20 protein-coding genes are annotated in these 22,375 nt (G+C 54.3%); 6 read left to right on the plus strand and 14 right to left on the minus strand.

Annotated features, from left to right (window positions below; genetic code table 11):
• Window positions 1-58 precede the first annotated feature (58 nt).
• Window positions 59-2,167, plus strand: a complete 2,109-nt coding sequence (locus tag VOI14_RS06530; RefSeq protein ID WP_323751225.1) for a TonB-dependent siderophore receptor — start codon at window positions 59-61, stop codon at window positions 2,165-2,167.
• 306 nt (window positions 2,168-2,473) lie between these two features.
• On the opposite strand, the gene VOI14_RS06535 is transcribed toward VOI14_RS06530, so the two are convergent.
• Window positions 2,474-2,887 carry a GFA family protein gene (locus tag VOI14_RS06535; RefSeq protein ID WP_323751226.1) on the minus strand — a complete coding sequence of 138 codons (414 nt, stop codon included), beginning with the start codon at window positions 2,885-2,887 and terminating at the stop codon, window positions 2,474-2,476.
• Window positions 2,888-2,977: 90 nt separating this feature from the next.
• Entirely contained in the window at window positions 2,978-3,748 is a 771-nt protein-coding gene (locus VOI14_RS06540) for a glutathione S-transferase N-terminal domain-containing protein (RefSeq protein ID WP_323751227.1), read from the minus strand.
• A 251-nt stretch (window positions 3,749-3,999) separates the two neighbouring features.
• Here VOI14_RS06540 and dacB point away from each other — a divergent pair, with 251 nt between their 5' ends.
• Window positions 4,000-5,568, plus strand: coding sequence for a D-alanyl-D-alanine carboxypeptidase/D-alanyl-D-alanine-endopeptidase (gene dacB, locus VOI14_RS06545; RefSeq protein ID WP_323751228.1), 1,569 nt, complete (start codon window positions 4,000-4,002; stop codon window positions 5,566-5,568).
• A gap of 72 nt (window positions 5,569-5,640) precedes the next feature.
• Here dacB and VOI14_RS06550 read toward each other — a convergent pair whose 3' ends face one another.
• The 7 genes from VOI14_RS06550 to VOI14_RS06580 all read right to left on the minus strand — a co-directional run bounded on the left by VOI14_RS06550 (window position 5,641) and on the right by VOI14_RS06580 (window position 12,277).
• On the minus strand, window positions 5,641-7,038 hold the full coding sequence (locus tag VOI14_RS06550; RefSeq protein WP_323751229.1) for a DUF4397 domain-containing protein: 1,398 nt from the start codon (window positions 7,036-7,038) through the stop codon (window positions 5,641-5,643).
• Window positions 7,039-7,211: 173 nt separating this feature from the next.
• Window positions 7,212-7,469, minus strand: a complete 258-nt coding sequence (locus tag VOI14_RS06555) for a DUF2798 domain-containing protein (protein WP_323751230.1) — start codon at window positions 7,467-7,469, stop codon at window positions 7,212-7,214.
• Between the two features lie 83 nt (window positions 7,470-7,552).
• Complete coding sequence (locus VOI14_RS06560; protein WP_323751231.1) at window positions 7,553-8,323, minus strand: SDR family oxidoreductase; 771 nt, start codon at window positions 8,321-8,323, stop codon at window positions 7,553-7,555.
• Between the two features lie 15 nt (window positions 8,324-8,338).
• Complete coding sequence (locus VOI14_RS06565; protein ID WP_323751232.1) at window positions 8,339-9,028, minus strand: histidine phosphatase family protein; 690 nt, start codon at window positions 9,026-9,028, stop codon at window positions 8,339-8,341.
• Window positions 9,028-10,092, minus strand: coding sequence for a phosphotransferase family protein (locus VOI14_RS06570; RefSeq protein ID WP_323751233.1), 1,065 nt, complete (start codon window positions 10,090-10,092; stop codon window positions 9,028-9,030). The genes VOI14_RS06565 and VOI14_RS06570 overlap by 1 nt, the downstream gene beginning before the upstream one ends.
• A 38-nt stretch (window positions 10,093-10,130) precedes the next feature.
• The gene (locus VOI14_RS06575) at window positions 10,131-10,952 is read right to left on the minus strand and encodes an SDR family oxidoreductase (protein WP_323751234.1); all 822 of its coding nucleotides are present in this window, start codon (window positions 10,950-10,952) and stop codon (window positions 10,131-10,133) included.
• Between the two features lie 116 nt (window positions 10,953-11,068).
• The gene (locus tag VOI14_RS06580; protein ID WP_323751235.1) at window positions 11,069-12,277 is read right to left on the minus strand and encodes an acyl-CoA dehydrogenase family protein; all 1,209 of its coding nucleotides are present in this window, start codon (window positions 12,275-12,277) and stop codon (window positions 11,069-11,071) included.
• A gap of 149 nt (window positions 12,278-12,426) precedes the next feature.
• Between VOI14_RS06580 and VOI14_RS06585 the strand changes: the two genes are divergently transcribed.
• Window positions 12,427-13,326: a LysR family transcriptional regulator gene (locus tag VOI14_RS06585; protein ID WP_323751236.1), complete on the plus strand. Its 900-nt coding sequence runs from the start codon at window positions 12,427-12,429 to the stop codon at window positions 13,324-13,326.
• Here VOI14_RS06585 and VOI14_RS06590 read toward each other — a convergent pair.
• On the minus strand, window positions 13,323-13,679 hold the full coding sequence (locus VOI14_RS06590; RefSeq protein WP_323751237.1) for a hypothetical protein: 357 nt from the start codon (window positions 13,677-13,679) through the stop codon (window positions 13,323-13,325). The two genes, VOI14_RS06585 and VOI14_RS06590, sit on opposite strands and share 4 nt — an antisense overlap.
• A gap of 186 nt (window positions 13,680-13,865) precedes the next feature.
• Between VOI14_RS06590 and VOI14_RS06595 the strand changes: the two genes are divergently transcribed.
• Both VOI14_RS06595 and VOI14_RS06600 read left to right on the plus strand, forming a co-directional pair.
• Entirely contained in the window at window positions 13,866-15,020 is a 1,155-nt protein-coding gene (locus VOI14_RS06595) for an isocitrate/isopropylmalate dehydrogenase family protein (protein ID WP_323751238.1), read from the plus strand.
• A 44-nt stretch (window positions 15,021-15,064) separates the two neighbouring features.
• The gene (locus tag VOI14_RS06600) at window positions 15,065-16,324 is read left to right on the plus strand and encodes an aspartate aminotransferase family protein (RefSeq protein ID WP_323751239.1); all 1,260 of its coding nucleotides are present in this window, start codon (window positions 15,065-15,067) and stop codon (window positions 16,322-16,324) included.
• 81 nt (window positions 16,325-16,405) lie between these two features.
• Here VOI14_RS06600 and VOI14_RS06605 read toward each other — a convergent pair whose 3' ends face one another.
• A complete protein-coding gene (locus VOI14_RS06605; protein WP_223133854.1) occupies window positions 16,406-16,975 on the minus strand; it encodes a DUF1439 domain-containing protein in 570 nt (189 codons plus the stop codon).
• A 68-nt stretch (window positions 16,976-17,043) separates the two neighbouring features.
• The gene (locus VOI14_RS06610; protein ID WP_133006236.1) at window positions 17,044-18,270 is read right to left on the minus strand and encodes a pyridoxal phosphate-dependent aminotransferase; all 1,227 of its coding nucleotides are present in this window, start codon (window positions 18,268-18,270) and stop codon (window positions 17,044-17,046) included.
• A 157-nt stretch (window positions 18,271-18,427) separates the two neighbouring features.
• On the opposite strand from VOI14_RS06610, the gene VOI14_RS06615 reads away from it, so the two are divergent.
• Window positions 18,428-19,405, plus strand: a complete 978-nt coding sequence (locus VOI14_RS06615; protein ID WP_323751240.1) for a D-2-hydroxyacid dehydrogenase — start codon at window positions 18,428-18,430, stop codon at window positions 19,403-19,405.
• A 133-nt stretch (window positions 19,406-19,538) separates the two neighbouring features.
• Here VOI14_RS06615 and VOI14_RS06620 read toward each other — a convergent pair whose 3' ends face one another.
• Together VOI14_RS06620 and acs are read right to left on the minus strand one after the other, a co-directional pair.
• A complete protein-coding gene (locus tag VOI14_RS06620) occupies window positions 19,539-20,204 on the minus strand; it encodes a response regulator transcription factor (protein ID WP_323751241.1) in 666 nt (221 codons plus the stop codon).
• A gap of 43 nt (window positions 20,205-20,247) precedes the next feature.
• Window positions 20,248-22,197, minus strand: a complete 1,950-nt coding sequence (gene acs / locus VOI14_RS06625; RefSeq protein WP_323751242.1) for an acetate--CoA ligase — start codon at window positions 22,195-22,197, stop codon at window positions 20,248-20,250.
• Window positions 22,198-22,375 lie beyond the last annotated feature (178 nt).

Consider the following 22,375-nt stretch of genomic DNA (forward strand, 5'->3'; position numbering starts at 1 on the left):
GCGGGCGCCCAAACGACAATAATTCTCATTATTAAATGATGCTCACATGAGGTACAGCATGCTTGCCCGCTCACGATTGTCGTTATCCATTGCACTATGTCTTTCCAGTCTGGCCGGCGCGACACCGGCGCTCGCTCAGGTTTCAGACGAACAATCTGTCCAGCAACTGGAGGCCTTGTCAGTCACTGCAACTCGTGGTGCCACCAAGACAGAGACACCGGTTATGGAAACCCCGCAAACCGTTAATGTCATTAGCAGCGAAGAATGGCAAAAACGGGGTGCAAAATCGGTCCAGCGGGCGGCCAGCTACACGCCAGGCGCAAGTACCAACCAAGTCGGCTCATCAAACCGCTACGATTACTTGGTTCTACGAGGTTTCTCCAGTGGCAGCATCAATAACACCTATCTAGATGGTCTTAAGGTGATGAACGATGGCGGATCGTTCAGCTCTTTCGCCATTGATCCGTGGTTTCTGGAACGGATAGAGATCGTCAAAGGCCCTACCTCAGTACTTTACGGACAGAGCTCGCCAGGCGGCATTGTCGCCCTCACCAGCAAAAAACCGGAATTTCAGGCCAGCGGCGAAGTTCAAGCCACGCTCGGCAACAATGCCCAGCGCGGCTTTGCTTTCGACGTTACCGGCCCACTGGATGACGATAGCCGAGTGGCGTACCGGTTGACGGGCAAAATGTCAGCCGCCGATGCTCAACAGGACCAGGTTGAAGAGGAGCGGCGGGTTATCGCCCCATCACTGACCTGGGATATAACCGACCATACCTCTCTGACATTGCTGGCCTACCTGCAAAGGGACCCAGAAGGCGGCTACCATAATGCGCTTCCCTATGAGGGTACGGTCGAATCCCGTAACGGCCAGAAAATCAGCAACAATTTTTTTGACGGTGAGCCGGGGTATGAGAAATTCTCACGTGACATGACGATGGCCGGCTATGATCTGGAACATGAGTTCGGCTCTGGCTGGACTGCTCGGCAGAGATTTCGTTTTCTCGAGTCTGATGTCACTCTCAAGCAAGTCTATGCTGCGGGCTGGGCCAGTGACACTGAGTTAGCCCGTTATTACTCCGGCGCAGAGGAAGACCTTGAAGCGATAACGATCGACAACCAGGTAGAAGGATCATTTTTTACCGGCAATGCCGAACACCGTGTACTGGTGGGACTGGATTACCAGCAAAGAGAAAATGATGTGGAGTGGCTCTCTGCCGCATTCCCGGCGATCGACGCCTTTAACCCCGTCTATGGCGCGGAGCCGAGTGCAACGTATCCTGCAGTACGAAACCTTCGTGAGGTCAAGCAGGCCGGGATCTATATGCAGGATCAGGTTAATCTGGGAGGCTGGCACCTGAGCCTGGGTGGCCGATACGACCGATTGAACATCGAAAACACCGACCTTGAAAACGGTGGATCAAACGAGCTGGATGAAACCCATTTCACTGGTCGGGCCGGACTGCTTTACCAATTTAGAACGGGTGTGGCGCCTTACCTGTCCTATTCGACCTCATTCTCTCCTAACGCTGTGGTTGGAGAGGACGGAGATCTACTTGATCCGAGCACGGGCAAACAGATTGAAACCGGCCTGAAATACCAACCAGTCGGGACGAACGACCTGTATACCTTCTCACTATTCCGGATTAATCAGGAGGATCTGGCAACCAAGCTTCCAAATGAAAGCTTCAGCCGCGCGATCGGTGAACTCCAGTCTCAAGGCGTGGAACTGGAAGCTAAGACACAGCTAACCGACAACCTGGATGTCCAAGCCGGGTACGCATACACCGAGGTGACTTTCGAAAAATCGGAGCCTTATCGGGAAGGGAACCAGGCCAGCCAATCGCCCAAGCATCAGCTGACACTCTGGACTGGCTATAGCTTCGACCAAGGCATGCTGAATGGTGCCCGTGCGGGTCTGGGTATTCGACACCTACGAGACATTCAGGCAGATGACGCCAATACCAAAGAAGTTCCGGCTTACACTTTGGTGGACATGGCTCTGTCGTATAATTTTTCCCGCCTGGGGGCTCCCGGCGTTACCGCTCAACTCAACGTGAACAACCTGCTGGACAAAGAATACGTAGCCTCTTGCTACAACAGCCTGAATTACTGCTACTACGGCGCGGAACGTGATGTAACAGCCTCTGTCTCGTATAAATTCTGAGTTATTCACTAGCCCCAAACAAGATCGGGCCCGGTAAGTACGGGCCCGATCTTGTTTGGATTATGGCGAAAGGCCCAATCAAAATGATAGCTGTCACGCATTCAACGCCCACAACACCACCAGTGCCAGAGCGAACGTAACCGCAAACACTGCCAGCTTGATGCCTTCCAACGCTTCATGATTCATATCGACCCTCCCAAGCTCTATTATACATCATATGATAATGATTTTTATTTGCAAAACGAGATGATTATTTAAGTGTTACGTTGCAAATAGAAAGCTCAAGCAAGGATCGCGAATAACTCGTCAGAACGGATCGTTGGTTCGCTCTGTTTTTTCAAACTGCGGAAGCTCGTCGGTGATGTCGAACCATTCCGCTTTTGAACCGACATAGATATGGCGGGCAGGCTTGGCAGTAATGGGCTCGTTGATCACACCGATTCTCAGACGCAGAATGCCCGAAATGGCATCCAGCCGACTGTAAAGATGGCTCCCGCAACGGCTGCAAAAAGCGCGATATTTACCCGGCCTGGATTCATACTCTTTGACGTTTTCTTCGCCGGCAACGTAACGAAAACGCACTTTCTGAACCGGAGCACTAGCCGAGAAAGCACTACCATGGGCCCGGCGACATTGACTGCAATGGCACAGGGAAATCGGGCCAAGGGCGCCTTCATACTCAAACCGGATGTCGCCACACAAGCACCGACCTGTATACATCACATTCTCCCAAAACAGCTGAAATGACCGGCGGAGATCATACCGGCTCGGAGACGAATTACTACCCCAAAGCCGGCTCAATACCGGAATTTACAGTGCGTACTCTTTCTCCAGATAGTCAACAATACGCTTGGACTCAAACATCTTCACACCAGTGTTCGGGTCTTCCAGATACGGCACCTGAACACGGCCATGCTCCTGAAAGAAAGCATCACGCTTACCGCCTGGCTGCGGCCTGTACGGCCCCGGTTTGATACGTTGGAATGCCGGACCGAATTCGGTCCAGTGCTCTTTACCCAGATTGTGCAAGGTATACGGGAGTTCGAATTCGCACAGCTTTTCACGAACCAGACGCGAAAAAGGGCTGCCTTCAAAGCTCCACAGATGCAAGCTCTGCTCCACGCGCTTGGCACGTTCCACACGCATCCCTCTCATTTCACTACTCGCTGATCCAGCCGCACCCCATAAAAACTGCCCCGTTTTGGTTTCATAGAAACCCGGCACCGGTCGGCCACCGTATTGGCTGAACAGGTACTCGATAATCTGTTCGGATTCGTACATCACCTGGTCGGTATTCGGATCTATCAGCAACGGAAACTGCTGTTTCCCCCCTAAGGTCTCGGCCTCGCCCCGGAATACCTGTCCGCCTTTCGGGCACGGCCGTATATCCACATCCAGATGGAGTGCGGTGAAAGCTTCACGCACCTTGCGGCAATAGGGGCAGGCTTCAATGTCGTAGAGAACCATGGGCTTTACCGGCTGAATAGCGGGTTTAACCACTAAGCATCCACGCCAAGCAGAAAACGAAGACGTCGCAACAGATTCCAGCACGTTAACGGAATGTTTGAGAGCTCGAAGCATGGTGTATTCCCTTAAAAACGAAGATTTCAGGCATTGTCACACAATTACCTCTCGTACCATTGGCCCCTGAGGCCATCAACCAAAGCCACTGTAACCCACTGATTCAAAAAACCTTGCTGACCTACCTTACAAAAACCTTCAGAAACAACACACATAACGTCATTTTTTAACGTCATGTGTAATGTTTTTGCGTAGTAGAAATCTGCGGAATAAGCTATGGTTAGAAAAAACACTACTCACGGGTTCAAGGTATGCGGTGGCTGCATTCACAGGCTAAGACTCGCCTGCAAGGGTTACTCTCAACCCCCAAAAACCTGCTTGCTGCGGTAACCGTACTCGGTTCGCTGACCACGCCGGTCTTCGCACAAGATAGCAACACCACAGATGCCTTCGCCAATGCTCGCCTCTGGGCTTCAGAAATCCGCGCCTACGCTGAAAAATCGCTTAACAATGACGACGCGCTGAGTGTTGCTGTCGTCCCGCTAAACGGCCCGGGCATTGAACAGTATGTGAACGCTGACCAACTGATGAGCCCTGGTTCCATCATGAAGCTGGTCACCACCTATGCTGCTCTGGAACTACTGGGGCCAACCCATCACTGGAACACTGACTTTCTGACTGACGGCCAAATGGTCGGAGACACTCTGGAAGGTAACTTGTTCGTTCGCTTCGGAGGCGACCCAAAGCTGACCCTTGAGCGCTTGTGGCGCACGTTGCACGAACTCAAGGATATGGGCATTCGGCAAATCGCAGGCGATCTAATTCTGGATGGCAGCTATTTCCGGGTCGATGGCGGGCTTCCGGTCTTTCACGACAATGGCGACAATCCTTATGCGCCCTTTCTTGTTGAGCCGTCTGGCTATCTGACCAACCTCAATCTGTTACATTTTCAGGTTCGCGCGGATGAGCGTGGCACTCAGGCCTGGGCGACACCAGCTTTAACCGAAATAACCATTGATAATCGGGTAACCGCGGTGGCTGAGGGGTCCTGCCCGTCCCGACGAAACTTTGAATGGCAACCAGTGTTTCACGGTGATCAGAAAGTGACCGTACGGGTAACCGGTGAACTGCCTAAAGGGTGTCGGACCACCGGTTACATGTCTCTGCTTCCTCATGACCGATACTCCGCATCAACCATTCGCTCGGTGTTTTCAGAGCTGGGTATTGCTATCCGAGGCGGGAACCGATTTGAGAAGACTCCCGAAAACGCCAATCTGGTCATGCGCACAACCTCACCTGACTTAGTAACCATGGTGCGCGATATCAATAAGTGGAGCAGCAATGTCATGGCGCGACAAATGCTGCTCACGATCGGATCAAAGCAACGCAAAGACGATGAGCGTGACGATCGCGTAGCGGGTATTCGTGCCATCTATGAATGGCTTGAGGAAAAAGGCATCAACACCAATGGCATGGTGATCGACAATGGCGCCGGTCTCACTCGCCATGGGCGCATTTCTGCACGCCAAGGTGCACAGATCCTTCAGCATGCCTGGAACAGTCCCTACGCTTCTGACCTGATGACCTCAATGCCAATCATCGCGATGGACGGCACCATGGCGCGGCGGCTGAGAAATACTGGAATGGCCGGTGAAGGCCGTATCAAAACCGGATATCTTCAAGATGTTCGCTCAATTGCCGGTTTTACCCGAGACAGCAACAATACCACCTGGGCCGTAGTTGGTATGGTTAACAACGATCCGGCCTGGAATGGCGGGGCGGTACTCGATCGAGTGCTGCATTCATTGCATTTCCGGCCACCACTGGGTACTTCGTTGTCGCAATCGCCTATTAACGACCGCTCTTCCTCTATTCAGTAACCTGACTCTCTGATCACCACAAAGTAAGCAGCCCCGATGACCGGGGCGGCTTTTACTGGAAGTAACGCTGGATTACGGCGTGGCGAAGTCATCCAACAAGGTCAGCCCCGCGACTGCGCTGCTCATTTCGATCGACGTGGCCAGGCGGGCAACGGCCGTATACACCCCTCCATTCACCAAAGAAATGGTGCCGGACTTGAACAGCACCGAGGCACCATCAGCCGAGGTGATGAAGACCACATAATCCCCCTCTGTCACACTCAAATAGCCAGAAGAATCACCGTACTCGAAATCATCCAGCGCGGGTACTGCGTTGCCCTGATTGCTACCCGCATTGGCTGCCGGAACCAGAAACACGTCCACAACCTGAGCTTCGACCGCCGCGTGAATCACTCTGAACTTCGCTTCAGTCGCTATCCGGCGATTGTCGTCAGCAAAAACCAGCGCATCCAGGCCGCTCGCAAGCGCCCCTGCCGCAATCACCGTTTTGAGGTCGCCGTTGGCTAAGGCCAGTGTTGCATCGATGGCAATCGGCGTAATTGCGAGTGCCGGAGTTACCGCTATCCGAGTATCGCCAGCCGCCGCCTCGATATAGCTTCCCGTTGTCGCTTTGCTCGGCACCGTCTGGGTATAAGACACACTGCCGGCCGCCGGACTTCCGTTCGGGTCCACGTTCAGATAAATGTCGACATTGGGTGTTGGTGCCGAAGAATTATGCACAGCACGAAAACCAGCGCCCGCCTCTCTATCCAGAATTTCCGACGTTTCACTTCCGTTGATAACCAACAGGCTAACCGGAGATTCACCATAAACGGTGTTATCGATCGCAGCGATCAGAAGATCAGACGCCTCGGGTAAGGCAACGGGGCCGCTGTCATAAACCACGGTACTGCTCCCATTAGGCGTAACCCGAACCTGATAATTACCCGCTTCGAGCTCTAGAGGCCCCACCGCCTCGCCGAAGGCAAAGCTGAAATTGGGCTCGGCTGGCAGAGCCGCACCATCCGCCGTCACATAAACCGACACTTCGCCGGCTGCTTCCTGAGCAGCCGGCGAAAGGTGCGCGACTCTGATCCGTGCTGAATTTGCACTTTCTCGCTCTCCATCATCCGTAAGCACCAAAGGAAAAGCGCCCTCAGCCACCGACCCCGTCGCAATTACGTCGTAACGAGTAGCGGCATCGAACCGCGTACTGCCCACTGAAATGACCGTCAATTCGTCACCGTCCGGAAGCTGAGCGTTGACATCGACCGAGTAAAAACCGCTTTCAGGTGTAAGAACGGCTGCCTGCTTGAAACTGGCACCCATCACAAGCGTTTCACCGTTGAAATTAACGTTTACCGGAGGGGCGTCGGCAACGGCATGCAGGACCCGGATATTCGTTCGTTTGGTGCTACCCGAACCATCTGAGCAGCCCGCCAGCACGAGTGTGCCAGCCAGGATAACAGGTAGGACGACGATATTTTTCATGATCAGTTTTCCTCGCATCAATAGATGGGTGCTTCAGGCTTAACAGATTCAAACCGGCACTAATTCAATCCATGAGTAATGCGTTGAAGCTACTTACGGCGAGGATGAGCAGATGGATTTACATTATTTTACATTTGGAACCCAGCGTGAGGGGGGAGCCGGCTTCAATTTGATCAGGTATTGCTATCAGGCCCTGATATCTTTTCGATCGTTGCATCGGCCAGCTTGCCTGCAAGCGGAGCGACAAAGATCACCAACGGAAACGAAACGGCCCAGGCGACCAAAAACGCACAGCCCCAGCGAACCACGAACCCGTCGGCCAGTCCAGTATTGATCAGGGTGATGGTACCCGACATCATCAGAGACATCATGCCGGACATATAAAGTGCAAAAATCAGGCGACGGGCGCGGATAACGGTAAACTTTGACATCAAGAGTTCTCGGCTAATTTCTTTCAAAACAAAAAAGCCGGGAGAGCTAGAACCCTCCCGGCCATCTCATTATACCCTTGAAATCAGATCGTCAGATAACCGCCGTCCGCATTGATGCAGGCGCCTGTCGTATAGCTGGAGGCATTCGACACCAGATAAAGAACGGTGCCCGCCATTTCGTCCGGATCAGCAACACGCTTCATGGGGATATGTGCCATGGCTTGTTTCTTGATTGCATCATTGGTGGTCAGCGCGCTGGCGAATTTGGTATCTGTCAGGCCTGGCAGCAGGGCGTTAACCCGCACATTCTGCTGTCCCAACTCCATGGCGAAAGACCTGGTCATAGAGATGACCGCGGCCTTGGTTACCGAGTAAATGCCCTGGAAATGTCCCGGGTTCACACCGTTCACAGACGCGACGTTCACGATGGAGCCACCGCCGTTTTTCTTCATCAACTGGGCACCGCGGGCGCACATGAAGAAGTAACCACGAATATTGACGTCCACGGTCTTCTGGAAGGCCCCCAGGTCGGTATCTTCAACGGGTCCAAAGTAAGGGTTGGCGGCTGCGTTGTTCACCAGAATATCCAACTTCCCGTGCGTTTGGGCAATGTGCTCCCAGGTAGCTTCGATCTGATCCATTTCACCAATATGGCAGGCAAGGGCTTCGGCACTTCCGCCTGCCTCACGAATACTGCTGGCGACGGTTTCGCAGTCATCAATTTTTCGGCTACTGACGATCACGTGAGCACCGTAGGTTGCCAAAGTACGGGCAATGCTTTCGCCAATGCCACGGCTGGCACCGGTTATCAGGGCAACTTTTCCGGTCAGATCAAACAGGTTCGCGTTGCTCATAGTTATTCCTCAGTGTTATCGGTATGTCACCAGAGCGGGGTTTTCCGCTTCAAGGTGGCTGTAGTTATTGAATACGGCCAGACTGCGTCGGGAGCCGGAATAAAGAATGCGGGAGACGCTGGTATTGGCGATCACGTTGTTCATTTCCAGCGCTTTTTGGTCTGAAAGCTCCAGTAAATACTGGGCAATGACCGCAATAGGCCCACCCGACGTGGAGACAATCACGTCTGTGCCATCGGCCATCTCGACCAGCTGATCCAGTGCCTGATTCACCCGCTGTTTGAAGCCATGCCAGGTTTCGGCGTATTCGCCATCGTATTCGCCGCTTACCCAGCGCTTCACCGCCTTCTCGAAAGCCGTCTGGAACGCCAGCGCCGGCTTTGGAAAACTTGCCAGATCCCGCGCCATCGCTTGCTTATCCGCCCACTCGGGGTGCAGGCGCTCCACCACCTCAACATGATCAAACTCGTTCAGGCCTTCGAGCACCTGCATGTCCGGCAAGGCCGCACCATAACCGGTTGTCAGCGCTTCCACGGTCTCGCGATGGCGCTGGAGATCGCCACCAAAGATGGCGCCAGGCTCCACTTTATCCGCCAGCCAACGGCCCAACACCTTGCCTTGTTCCCAGCCTCGCGTTGAAAGCTGATCGTAATTTTCTTTGCCGAAGCTCGCCTGACCGTGACGCACCAGATAGATCGTCGCCATTACAGAGTGCTCTCGCTAATCAAGCGCAGACAGCGCTTTTCAAGATAGTTGGCCGCGTGACCAAAGGCGGCAAAGCGCTTGTCCTTGGTTTGACCGTTGTAGTAACGGTAGTAGATCTGCTGAACAATCACTGCCAACCGAAACAAACCGTAGATTTCATAGAAATCAAAGTTATTCGCCCGGAAACCGGATTTTTCCATGTAGTACTCCACCACTTCCTTGCGGGTCAACATGCCCGGCTGGTGGGTGGGCTGACGGCGCAACATATGGAACGGGCCTTCGTCATCCGCTTCAATCCAATAAGCCAGAGTATTCCCCAAATCCATCAATGGATCCCCGATGGTGGCCATTTCCCAGTCCAACACCCCCATCACTTCAAACGGGTTATCAGCGTTCAGCACCACGTTATCAAAGCGATAGTCGTTATGGATAACCACTTGGGCCACGTCATCGGGCATTTTATCGTTCAGCCAGCTCATCACCGCTTCGAAGTCACCCACATCTTCCGTGCGCGCCTTGCGGAACCGGTCACTCCATCCACCAATCTGGCGCTGAACATAACCGGCACCTTTGCCCAGCGTGTCCAGTCCCGCGGCTTTCGCGTCAACGGTGTGAAGGTCAACCAGCTTGTCGATCACGTTCAAACACAGCTTGCGGGTGTCCGCTTCGCTTAGCTCCAGGTCACTGGGGAAATCCTGACGCAGGATGATGCCCTTGAGCCGCTCCATCACGTAAAAATCACAGCCGAGTACGCTGTGATCGTCACAGATGGCGACAATGTTTGGTACGTAGGGATAAACCGGCTTCAAAGCCTCCATCACCCGCGCTTCGCGCAGCATGTCGTGGGCTGATTTGGCAATTTTTCCGAACGGCGGGCGGCGAAGTACATAGGACTGGTCACCGTAGTCCACCTGATAGGTCAGGTTCGACGCACCACCCGGGTACTGCTTGATGGTGGGCTGGCCGACCAATCCGGGAATAGCCTGTTTCATGAACTGGTCAACCACCTGGATGTCCAGCTCTTCGCCTTCCCGAATGTCTACGGCCTGATCAATCTGTGTCATTCTTTCTCTCCTGTGATCCTGCGGGCAAGCTCGGCTTATCAGGCGTTGCTTTTGCCTCCCATCTTGTTCATCCAACGCTTGGATTCCTGATGCATCAACCAATCAAACGCTTTCGGTGCATGGCGTTTGAGCATCCACATCCGGCGCTCTTTTGCATGAGGCAAGACCCAAAAATCATTGTTCTTCACGCTGCGAAAGATATCGTCAGCGACGTTTTCCGCAGTGATGCCAGATCGTTTCATCAGCTTGTTGACGTTCTGCTGGATCCCCGGAATATCCGAGCGCATACCGGTCGTCAGATTCGTCGGGAAAAACGCCGGGCATACGCAACTGACCTGGATACCGGCATCCCGCAATTCCTGGCTCAGGGTTTCTGACAGCGCAATCACAGCGGCCTTGGATACGTTGTAGCTGTTCATCAAAGGCGCGAGCATCAGCCCAGCCATAGAGGCGATATTTACGAACGCGCCAGACCCTTGCTCTTTGAACAGAGGAGTAAAGGCTTTACAGCCACGCACAACGCCGAGTACGTTGATATCGAGAATCCACTCCCAATCACCGATGGTGGTGTCTTCAATAGCCCCGGCGGAGCCGACGCCAGCGTTGTTTACCACAACGTCCACACCGCCCCACTTCTTCACCAGGTCGTCCCGGACTTTTTCGAAGTCGCTCAGGCGACGAACATCGCACTCTACAAAGTAACCTTCGCCACCGGCGTTGTTCAGTTCTGCCTCAACCGCAACGCCCTGCTCCGGGTTAATATCCCCGATGCAGACCTTGGCCCCTTCCTTCGCATACCGCAATGCAATCGCCCGGCCCAAGCCACTGGCCCCGCCGGTTATGAATACTCGCTGTGTCATTCGTGTTTTTCTCCGTTTATTTTGGAATTTGTTATGGTCATCCGAGCAAGCATCACACCGCCGGCATCCGGCACCTGACCTCCAGGCCAGGACGCCGCAATCACCCAAGTGAACACTTACTTATATTTGCGAAGCTCGAGTCGGGTCACCATCGCCCGATGAACCTCATCCGGGCCGTCAGCCAATCGCAGAACCCGAGCATAGCCGAACAGTGCTGTCAGCGGGAAATCATCATCGCTGACGCCTGCACCACCGTGAATCTGAATCGCATCATCCACAATCTGCTGCAGCATTGCAGGCACCACAGCCTTGATCATGGAAACCTCCTGTAACGCCCCCGCAATGCCTTTGGTATCCAGCGCCCAAGCACACTTCAACGTCAACAATCGCGCCTGTTCGATGTTCATACGGGCATTGGCGATAATGTCCGGGTTGCCGCCGAGTTTCGCCAGCGGACGACCGAACGCCTCGCGGCTCTGGGAACGCTTTATCATCAACTCCAGGGTACGCTCGGCAGCGCCGATCGCACGCATGCAGTGGTGCACACGACCTGGCCCCAAGCGACCTTGGGCGATTTCGAAACCACGGCCAGGGCCTGCAATGATGGCGTTCTTGGGCAGACGGACGTTTTCAAACAGCACCTGGCCGTGACCATAGGGCTCGTCGTAGGCACCGAATACCGGCAGCATGCGTTCGATGGTGATGCCCGGGGTGTCCAGCGGCACCAGCACCATAGAATGGCGGCGGTGTTTCTGGGCGTCGGGATCAGTGACGCCCATGAAGATACCCACTTTACAGTCGGGGTGTCCAACACCGGTGCTCCACCATTTGCGGCCGTTCAGGACCACTTCGCCGCCATCCACAACAGCAGAGGCTTCCATGTTGGTCGCATCAGAGGAGGCAACGGCCGGCTCAGTCATGAAGAACGCAGAACGGACATCGCCACTCATCAGCCTGGGCAGCCATTGCGTTTTCTGTTCTTCTGATCCGTAGTGGATCAGCACTTCCATATTGCCGGTGTCTGGCGCGTTGCAGTTGAAGATCTCCGGAGCAATGAAGCTGCGGCCGGTTTCTTCGGCAATCAAGGCGTAATCGGAGTTCAGCAGACCACAACCGTGCTTCTCGTCCGGGAAGAACATGTTCCAAAGGCCTTGGGCTTTGGCTTTTTCTTTCAACTCTTTGATGATCGGCAGAACCACCCACCGGTTTTCCTGGGACGCCAGCTCCTTATAGTACTGCTCTTCAATCGGGTAGATTTCGTCTCGCATGAACGCTTTCACGCGCGTCAGATAATCTTGGCCCTTCTCGGAAATATTAAAATCCATGGTGCAGCTCCTCGCGCTTACCGGCCCCACTTTCCGGGGCGCCCGTTCAATCAAAAGGCAGACAGTCTATGAGGCAACATGCTATTACGCGACTGAATTGTTCTAATCGTTTATCATTACCCTGACTTATTCAGAAACGGACGTTCATTATGGCCCTTAATCGACTCGACCTTAACTTGCTGCACGTGTTCGACACGATTTATCGGGAAGGCAGTCTGACCCGCGCGGCCAAGGCCCTGCATCTGACACAGCCCGCGGTGAGCCACTCACTTGCTAGGCTGCGGGACCATTTTGATGACCCGCTGTTTACCCGCCAAGGCAATCAAATGGTGCCCACTCCATTGGCGCGGCGTTTTCTGGAATCGATGCGGCCTGGCCTGAATCAGGTGCAAAGTGCGGTAAACCAATTTCACGCCTTCGATCCCGCCAGCCAGCGCAAGACCTACGCACTGGGGCTGAGAGACGTTCTGGAGTCGACGTTTCTACCGAAACTTATGAACCGGCTGGCGCCCTACCCGGACATGGACATTGCCAGCCAACGCGTGGCAAGGCGTGAAATGGAAACGCAGCTGGCAGCGGGCAAACTGGATTTTGCCATTGACGTGCTGCTGCCCGTCAGCAACCAAACCAGTCACGAGCTGCTGCAACAAGACCGACTGGTGGTTCTGGCGCGCAAGAAACACCCAGCCCTACAGAAGGGGCTGGCCATGTCATCCTATTTGGAAGCCAAGCACGTACTGGTCTCGTCGCGCAGCGAAGGACTCGGTCTAGAGGATTTTGCGTTGTCTCGCCAGGGCGCGCAGCGGGATATCCGATTGCGTTGTCAGCACTACTATGCGGCTTGTCGCGTCGTAGAAGCTTCAGACTTGTTGCTGACCATGCCGGAAACCTACGCCAAGATCATCGCCGAGCGCGCAGAGATAGAAGTGCTGGCCCCGCCAGCCGAAATGCCATCGCTTGATGTCCACCTATACTGGCACAAAGCCTATGAAAGGGAGCCCGCTCTGGTGTGGTTCCGCAAGTTACTGCGCGACCTGCAAGAAAGTTAATAGGCTCCGACTAGCATCAGAAACCCCATAAAGCTGGCGGCGGTGATGCTTAACGACAGCACGACTATGCCAAACCCCCACCAGATAACCGCCCCGCTGGAAATGTTCACGTCATGGCCCAGCAGGGTGCGGTAGAACGCCCAAGGCCCTAGAACAAACGCACCCACCACAGCAAACACTAGCCCTATGGCAATACCGGCAAAGGTCCAGGTCGCCAGAGCCGTGGCCCGGTCGGATACGTGTTCCTGCACGCCATGATGCTCAAGGAACTTCTTGCAGAAGAACCAAATCAAGCCAAACAAAGCAGCCACAAATACGAGCGCACCAATGAACGTGAGAATCCGGTAGAGCACTTGAACATCCTGTTTCCGAGGGGTTAATAGAAGCCTGAGCCATCGATCCGCCACTATAACCATCATCGATCGCAAGACACAACAGAGCCTTGATTTCGTGGTCTATGGGAACTGGCATATAGACACTTCAGGGCTACACTGGGGTTGTTGAATCCGCTTACCCTAAACCGTTCAGGAGGTTCGGGAATGACCCAAACCACCCGTATCGCAGTTACCCCCGGCGATGGCATTGGCCCAGAGGTTGTTGCCGCCGCTATTCACTGTCTGGAAGTTCTGCGCACAAAACACCAATTACCATTGGAATGGACACGCTTCCCGTGGCCTTCTCATGCCTGGCACGAAGAACACGGAGAAAGCTGGCCGGCCGATGCGTTGGCACAGCTAAAGTCATACGATGCCATTCTCCTGGGCGCACTGGGTGACCCCGGCCCGGTCAACGACCCAGACCGTTACTTACTCTCGGACAGTGTCTCGCTCTCGCCCCTTCTCGAGATGCGAAAAGGCTTTGACCAATGGGTCTGCGAACGCCCGGCTCGCCTCCTGCCCGGAGCAAGACAGTATCTGAAAGATGACCGGGCTAAAGACATCGACATGCTGGTGATCCGTGAAAACAGTGAAGGCGAATACGTCGGCCAAGGTGGCCGCCTGCGTCAGGGCAGCACAGACGAGGTCGCCACCCAGATGGAAGTGTTCACGCACCGAGCCACCGAACGGATTATTCGTTACGGCTTCGAGCAAGCGCGAGCGCGAGCGTCCGAACGCTTCGAACAAGGGCGCGCCAGAAGCTTCAAAACCCTGGATGGGCGCACCTGCGAAAGCCAAGTGTGTGTGATCACCAAACGAAACGCGCTGAGGCATTGGGGTGATCTGTATACGGAAGTCTTCGAGGCCGTCAGTAAAGACTACCCCGATGTCGCGACTCATCACGAACTGGTTGACGCGGCCTGCATGAAGTTCGTTCAGTGCCCCTGGGCCTTCGACGTGGTTGTTGCCAGCAACTTGCAGGGCGACATTCTGACAGACCTCGCGGCAGTACTCTCAGGCGGCATGGGAGTCGCCCCTTCGTGCAACCTGAACCCCACCGACCCCGACATGCCGTCAATGTTCGAGCCGACTCACGGCAGCGCCCCTGACATCGCAGGAAAAGACATTGCCGACCCCACCGCCATGCTTTTCACCACAGCTCGCATGCTGGCATGGCTGGGACGTAAGGACCCTAAACTCACGGCGGCAGGCAAAGAGCTGTTTGATGCCGTGGCCGCCGATCTCGCTGAAAAAGGCAGCGAACAACGCAACACTCAGGAAATCAAAGACGCTATTTGTAAACGGCTGGCCCCGTGACTAGGCTGCTAAAGAGTTTCCAAATTCATTCCGGGAGGTAATCAATGACCGACCATAAGGGCAAGCTGTCCCCTTTGCTGAAGCAAGCCACAGGTGTCACTGCCGCCAAAGGCGAAGGTGCTTACATTATCGACCCTGAAGGCCGTCGCTATCTGGATTTCACTTCTGGAATCGGGGTGACCAGTACCGGCCATTGCCACCCGAAAGTAGTGGAGGCGGCCCAGAAACAGGTCGCCACCATGGTTCATGCGCAGGCCACCACAGTCATGAACCCCAGGCTACCGGAATTGGCGGAGAAATTGGGCGAGCTCACGCCGGATCCGCTGAATGCCTTTTTCTTCTCAAACGCAGGTACCGAAGCTGTCGAAGGGGCCATTCGGCTGGTTCGCCAAGCCACGGAACGCCCGAACATCATCGTATTTCACGGCGGCTTTCACGGCCGCACCATGGGTTCACTCTCATTAACCACCTCCAGTGTTGGTTTGCGGGCCGGTGTCAGCCCGATGATGAGCGGCGTTGTTGTCGCACCCTTCCCCCACGCGTTTCACTATGGCTGGAGCGAAGAGGAAGCCACCGACTTCTGTTTGCGAGAGCTGGACCGGATTTTTGTCACATATTCAGCCCCCAAAGAAACAGCGGCCATGTTCATTGAACCGGTGCAGGGTGAAGGCGGTTATGTCCCGGCCAACACCCAGTTCATGCAAGGACTGCGGGAACGCTGCGACCAACACGGCATCATGCTGGTGTTTGATGAAGTGCAAGCCGGCTTCGGCCGCAGCGGCAAGTTCTGGGCTCACGATCACTTCGGGGTCACACCCGATGCCATCCTGATCGCAAAAGGCTTGGCCAGCGGCTTCCCCATCTCGGCGTTGGCTGCGTCAGAAGAAACCATGGCCAAAGGCTGGCCGGGTTCTCAGGGTGGCACCTACGGCGGCAATGCGGTTTCAGCCGCGGCAGCCATCGCCACCATTGACGTGATCCGCGAAGAAGGTCTCGTCGACAATGCTGAGCGAATGGGTCAGCGCCTGCGCAGTAATCTGGAATCACTGAAAAAAGATTATCCAGACATGGCGGACATTCGGGGTATGGGCCTGATGCTCGGAGTGGAAATGCGTCGCGGCGACAGCCCGGATGGAGAGCGGGCCGGCAACATTCTCAAGGAGTGTGAAAAACGTGGTCTGCTGATGTTGCGCTGCGGCCCCTATCAGGAAATCGTACGCTGGCTACCGCCACTGATCGTTAACCAGGCGCAAATTGACGAAGCCACCCGTATCTTTGAGGAAGCGCTGAAAGCAACGGCTTGAACAAGCTTTTCTCCCACAGCAAAAAGGCCGGATGAAACAAGTTCATCCGGCCTTTTTTTACCTGTATGCAGCGACTCGATTCTACTCCGCCATCACAAGTTCCAAACGACCGCTGGCAACCCGGATATCCATCGGCACAATACCTAACAGGCGCTGAGCCGTATTTGTCTCATCCAAACGGTAAACCGGCATGGTTTCCAGCATTTGCGCCACAACCCGCATGACAGAGTCGGTCACCGGCCCCAGATCGCCCTTGAAGAACGGCGAATCAATCGAGCTTTCCAACAGTTGCAGGCGGCGGATGTAGATCGCTTTTTCCTCGCTGTCGTACACCGGCGCGCCTTCTACTTTGAGCGCAAGATCAACCGGCAGCTTGGCCAAAAGTGCATTCAGAGCAACCTGCCCCTTCAGATCAATAACCGCCACATCACGGCCATCAGGGCCCAGAGTAATGTCCGCGTCCGTCAAACTGAGGCTGAGCGGAGAGCCACTTTGAAGCTGTTCGCGATCGTATTTGGCAACCGCATTCTTCAAATGCTGCTCCACTTCACCCTCGGTAATCGAGTACGGGGAAAAACTGGCACAACCGCTTGCCACAACAACCGCAAAGATCAGTGCCAAACGCACAATCGGTTTAAGTATTTCGTTCATGTATCAGCCTCCTCGGAAGACTCCTATAGTGCGGCATCTCCCGGGAGCTGACAACTTACAGTCCTGTATCAGAACTTCTGTTTGGCCATCCAGGGGATAATCCTGTCAAAAGCTTCATCCATCCGTTCGCAGCTGAGTGAGAAGCTGAATCGGAGTGCGTTGGAGCAATGGTCACCGAAGGCATCACCCGGCACCACGCAGACGCCCGTTTCTTTCAACATTCGCAGCGCCACATCGGAGCCATCCACATGGGGTGGCAAATTGGGGAAGGCGTAAAAGGCACCCCCAGGTTTGTAACCCGTAAGGTGAGGTGTACGGTCAATCAAATTGGCGATATTGTCCCGACGTTCGCGATAAATGTTCACCATATCCTGCACACAATGCTGTTCCGCCGTGAGCGCTGCGACTCCGGCAAACTGAGCCGGTGTGTTGGCCACCGACGTGGTAAACATATGATAACGCCGCAACGATTTGATCGCCGCCTGACTCGAGATCACCCACCCCACCCGAAGACCGGCCATACTGTAAGTTTTCGAAAAACTGCTGATACACATGATGTTATCAAGGTCGACGGCACAGCTCAGGACACTGGCAAAATCCTCGTCATCAAACAGCATATGGTCGTACACCTCGTCGGCGTAGACCTGAATGCCCCGATACGCGCACTCTTCCAGAATCGTCTCCACGGTACTTCTGGGGTACACCGCCCCGGTGGGGTTATTGGGGTTGTTAAGCACCAACGCAAAAGTACGAGGCCCCATAGCCCGTATGACATCATCGGGGTCAAGCTGATGGTTGTTTTCAGCATAGGTTGGGATGTACTTCACTTCCCCGCCGGTCATCCGAATCAGCGGCGCATAGAGAAGAAACGATGGATCGGTAACAAGAAACTGTCGCCCCGGCGCCGAGGTCGCCGAGATCGCCAAATACAGCGCCTCAGTCGCCCCGCTGGTGATCAGGATGTTGTCCCGGGTCAACTTTCGGTTATAGCGCTTGCCGTAATAATCTCGTAAAGCCACCAAGAGCTCTGGCAGGCCCGCGTCCATTGTATAGCCTGTCTGTCCGGCGTTCAGCGCATCAATGTAAGCCTCGATAATGTGCGGTGGTGTTGGTTGGTCTGGCTGCCCAATCGAAAGATGGATAACATCTTTCATGCTGGAGGCCATATTCACAAGCTTTCGAATTCCCGATACGGGAATGGCCTGCATCGAAGGATTCCAACTGGCCTTCGCTTTCCGGTACTTCATTTTGCGAGACGTTGCCTGGCCCACACTCTTGTTCAACGGTTCCGGCATGTCCACCTCCTTGCACGTCAGGGGAATAAAGGCTTACCTCGAGCGTAGCACGAAGCCCCGGGGGTACAAGTAAAGACGTTGATTTGACCACAGCTTTGCTGACAACCAGACTGTGTAATCATAAACGTACAGACTGCCAACCCATTCTGGAGCTGACATGACAGAGTCCCGAAAACCGGTTGTAACCGTGCTTACCGCCCCTAATGACCCCACTCCACCGGGCATTGAGCCTCTTCGTGAACACGCCGAGATTCGATTCGCCTGTGATGAACAATCACTCCGCGACACACTTCCCGGAACCGATGTGATGATGGTGACGGACTTCCGCACCGAAGCTCTTGAAGCGGCCTGGCCCGCAGCCGATCGCCTGCAATGGATTCACGCCACCAGTGCCGGCGTCGATGCTCTGATGTTCCCGGCCCTGATCGACAGTGACGTCACCGTGACCAACGCCCGTGGCATCTTTGACCGCACCATTGCCGAGTACGTGCTGTGCTCCATTTTGATGTTTGCCAAAGACTTTCCCGAGTCTCTCAGGCTGCAGGCCAAGCGCCAGTGGAAGCACCGGGATACGGAACGCGCTGAAAGCAAAACCGTACTTGTGGTCGGTGCCGGCTCGATAGGCCGGCAAATCGGCCGGCTGGTTAAAGCCATTGGCATGCATCCCCACGGGATTGCGAGAACGGCCCGAGAATCCGACCCGGATTTCGACGCAGTGCACAGCAATGAAGCCTTGTATGAGCAACTCAAACTAGCCGATTTTGTGGTGATTGCTGCACCGCTAACGCCTCAGACCGAAGGACTGTTTGACGCCAAAGCTTTTTCGGCGATGAAAAACTCTGCCCGACTGATCAATATCGGGCGTGGACCTATTGTGAATACGGAAGCGCTGATCAAAGCACTGGATGACGGAGAAATTGCCGGAGCGGCACTCGATGTGTTCGAGGAAGAGCCGCTACCTGAAGATCATCCACTTTGGGCTCGGGAGAATGTCATTATGACGGCCCATATGGCGGGTGATTTCATTGGTTGGAACAAGGCTCTGACCGAGCAGTTTTTAAAGAACTTTGACCAATGGTCGCAAGGTGCGGAAGTATTTAACCTGGTGAACAAAAAGCTGGGTTACGCCGGCTAACTCCCGACCAGACTTCGGCAAAACTCTCCGAGGCCGTCAAAAACAGCCTCGGAGGATGCGTTTATAAAACAAAGAGACAAAAAACGGGAGCCTAAGCTCCCGTTTTCATTTCAACCATTTACACCGTCGGAACCTAACTTCCTGAAAGCGATTGCTCGGAAGGATCAAGCTCCATTTGCTGGATGGCAATAACGGCCTGAGTCCGATTCCGCACGCCCAGCTTGCGGAACACGGCTGTGATATGGGCCTTGATGGTCGCTTCTGACACATCCAGATCATAGGCGATCTGCTTATTCAGAAGCCCCTCAGCCAACATACCCAGCACGCGGAACTGCTGAGGCGTCAGAGAGGCCAGTCGCTCCGAGAAGTCGGTGGATTCAGACTGCATCCGCTCAATCTTGTCGGCAACGCCTTCGGGTAGCCACACATCGCCTTCCAAAACAGCTTGAATCCCTTCAGTGATCGTCGGAAGTGGCGCGCTTTTCGGGATAAAACCCGATGCACCGTAATCGACAGAGCGTCGCATCACCTGCAAATCTTCGGAGCCTGACACAACCACCACAGGCAAGCCCGGATACTGGCCTCGCATAAACACCAAACCTGAGTAGCCATGCGCTCCTGGCATATTCAAATCCAGCAAAATCAGGTCAGCATCGGGGTTAGCCTCTACCGCCGCCTGTAATGCCTTGATGCTGTCCACTTCTACTGTGTTTACATCCGGCACTGCCTGGTTGACCGCCTGTTTCAAGGCTGCTCGAAACAACGGGTGGTCATCAGCGACGATAATTGTTTGTGTCATTCCACACATTCCTCACAGGTTATTAGTTGGCAAAGGCCATCGTTTAGCTCGACGACCGGCTGCCAATCAGTTCGTCCACAACGCTCGGATCGGCCAATGTGGAGGTATCCCCAAGCTGGTCGTGTTCATTAGCCGCAATCTTACGCAAGATTCTGCGCATAATCTTGCCTGATCTCGTTTTCGGAAGGCCAGGTGCCCACTGAATCACATCGGGGGATGCAATCGGCCCGATTTCTTTGCGTACCCACTGGACCAATTCTTTCTTCAACTCGTCAGAAGGCTCTTCGCCTTGCATCAGCGTTACGTACACATAGATGCCCTGACCCTTGATTTCATGGGGATAGCCCACCACCGCAGCCTCGGCCACCTTATCATGTGCAACCAGTGCACTCTCGACTTCCGCGGTTCCCAAACGATGACCCGACACGTTCAGTACGTCATCAACACGACCGGTAATCCAGTAGTCGCCATCCTCGTCTCTACGTGCGCCGTCACCGGTAAAGTACATGCCCTTGTAAGTGCTGAAATACGTTTGGATGAAACGTTCATGATCACCGTAAATGGTGCGCATCTGTCCAGGCCAGCTATCCAGAATCACCAGATTGCCCTCGGTGGCGCCCTCCAACAGATTACCCTCGTTATCCACCAGAGCCGGCTGAACACCAAAGAACGGCCGGGTGGCCGAACCGGGTTTCAAATCAACAGCACCCGGCAGCGGCGCAATCAGAATGCCGCCGGTTTCGGTTTGCCACCAGGTATCAACGATCGGGCATTTACCGTTACCAATCACACGGTGGTACCACTCCCAAGCCTCCGGGTTAATCGGTTCACCTACAGAACCCAGTACCCTCAAACTTTCACGGGTAGTGCCATCCATGCAGGACTCGCCTTCGGCCATCAAGGCCCGAATCGCAGTCGGGGCAGTGTACAGAATATTGACCTTATGCTTATCAACCACCTGACCCATACGTGAGCTGTCAGGATAATTGGGCACACCTTCAAACAGCAAGGTGATCGCGCCGTTCGCCAACGGGCCGTAAAGAATATAGCTGTGCCCGGTTACCCAGCCAAAGTCAGCGGTACACCAGTAAACATCACCATCGTGATAATCAAATACATACTGGTGGGTCATGGAGGCATAAACCATGTAACCACCGGTAGTATGCAGCACACCTTTCGGTGCGCCGGTCGAGCCAGAGGTATACAGCATGAACAGCGGGTCTTCCGCATTCATGGGCTCTGGTTCGCATTCAGCAGAAGCATGCGCCATCAAGTCTTCGTAACAAACATCTCGGCCCTCGGTCCAGGGCACCTGATCGTTGCCCGTGCGCTTGACCACAATCACACAATCAACGTTGGCTTCACTTTCATGCTTAAGTGCGGCGTCGACATTCTTCTTCAACGGAATGGCTCGGCCACCGCGCAGGCCTTCATCCGCGGTAATAACGAAGCGGGACTTACCGTTAACAATACGCGCTGCGACAGCTTCCGGAGAGAAACCACCGAAAACGACCGAGTGAATCGCACCAATGCGGGCACAAGCCAGCATCGCCACTGCCGTTTCAACGATCATCGGCATGTAAATAGTAACCACATCGCCTTTCTTAACGCCCTGCTCTTTCAGCACGTTGGAAAACTTACACACCTCTTGGTGAAGCTCGCGGTAGGTCACATTGCGGGAGACTGAAGGATCATCGCCTTCAAAGATAATGGCTGTCTGATCCCCACGCTCTGCGAGGTGTCGGTCCAGACAGTTAGCCGATGCGTTCAAAACGCCATCTTCGAACCATTTGATGGACAGGTTGTTGTAATCATAGGTACTGTTCTTAACCTTGGTAAACGGTTTGATCCAGTCAATACGCTTGCCATGCTCGCCCCAGAATTCGTTTGGGTTTTCAACGGACTGGCGATACATTTGCTCGTATTGCTCCGCGGTCACCAATGCGGTTTTCGCGATATCTGGTTGAACCGGATATACCTTCTTATCTGTCATCGTATTCCCCTTGGTCAGAGTTATTATCTTTGTCGAATATCAGTGCAAGGCGGGTGGAACGCAGTGCCGCGTTCGAAAATATGAATACGTATAGTTCAACATGCGAATCACTAAACAATGAATTAGACGAACGTCCAAAGGGTTGCCAGAGGGCGAATCACCGCTCTGGCAACCGTCA

The organism is Marinobacter sp. (genome assembly GCF_034669625.1).
Classification (GTDB): domain Bacteria; phylum Pseudomonadota; class Gammaproteobacteria; order Pseudomonadales; family Oleiphilaceae; genus Marinobacter.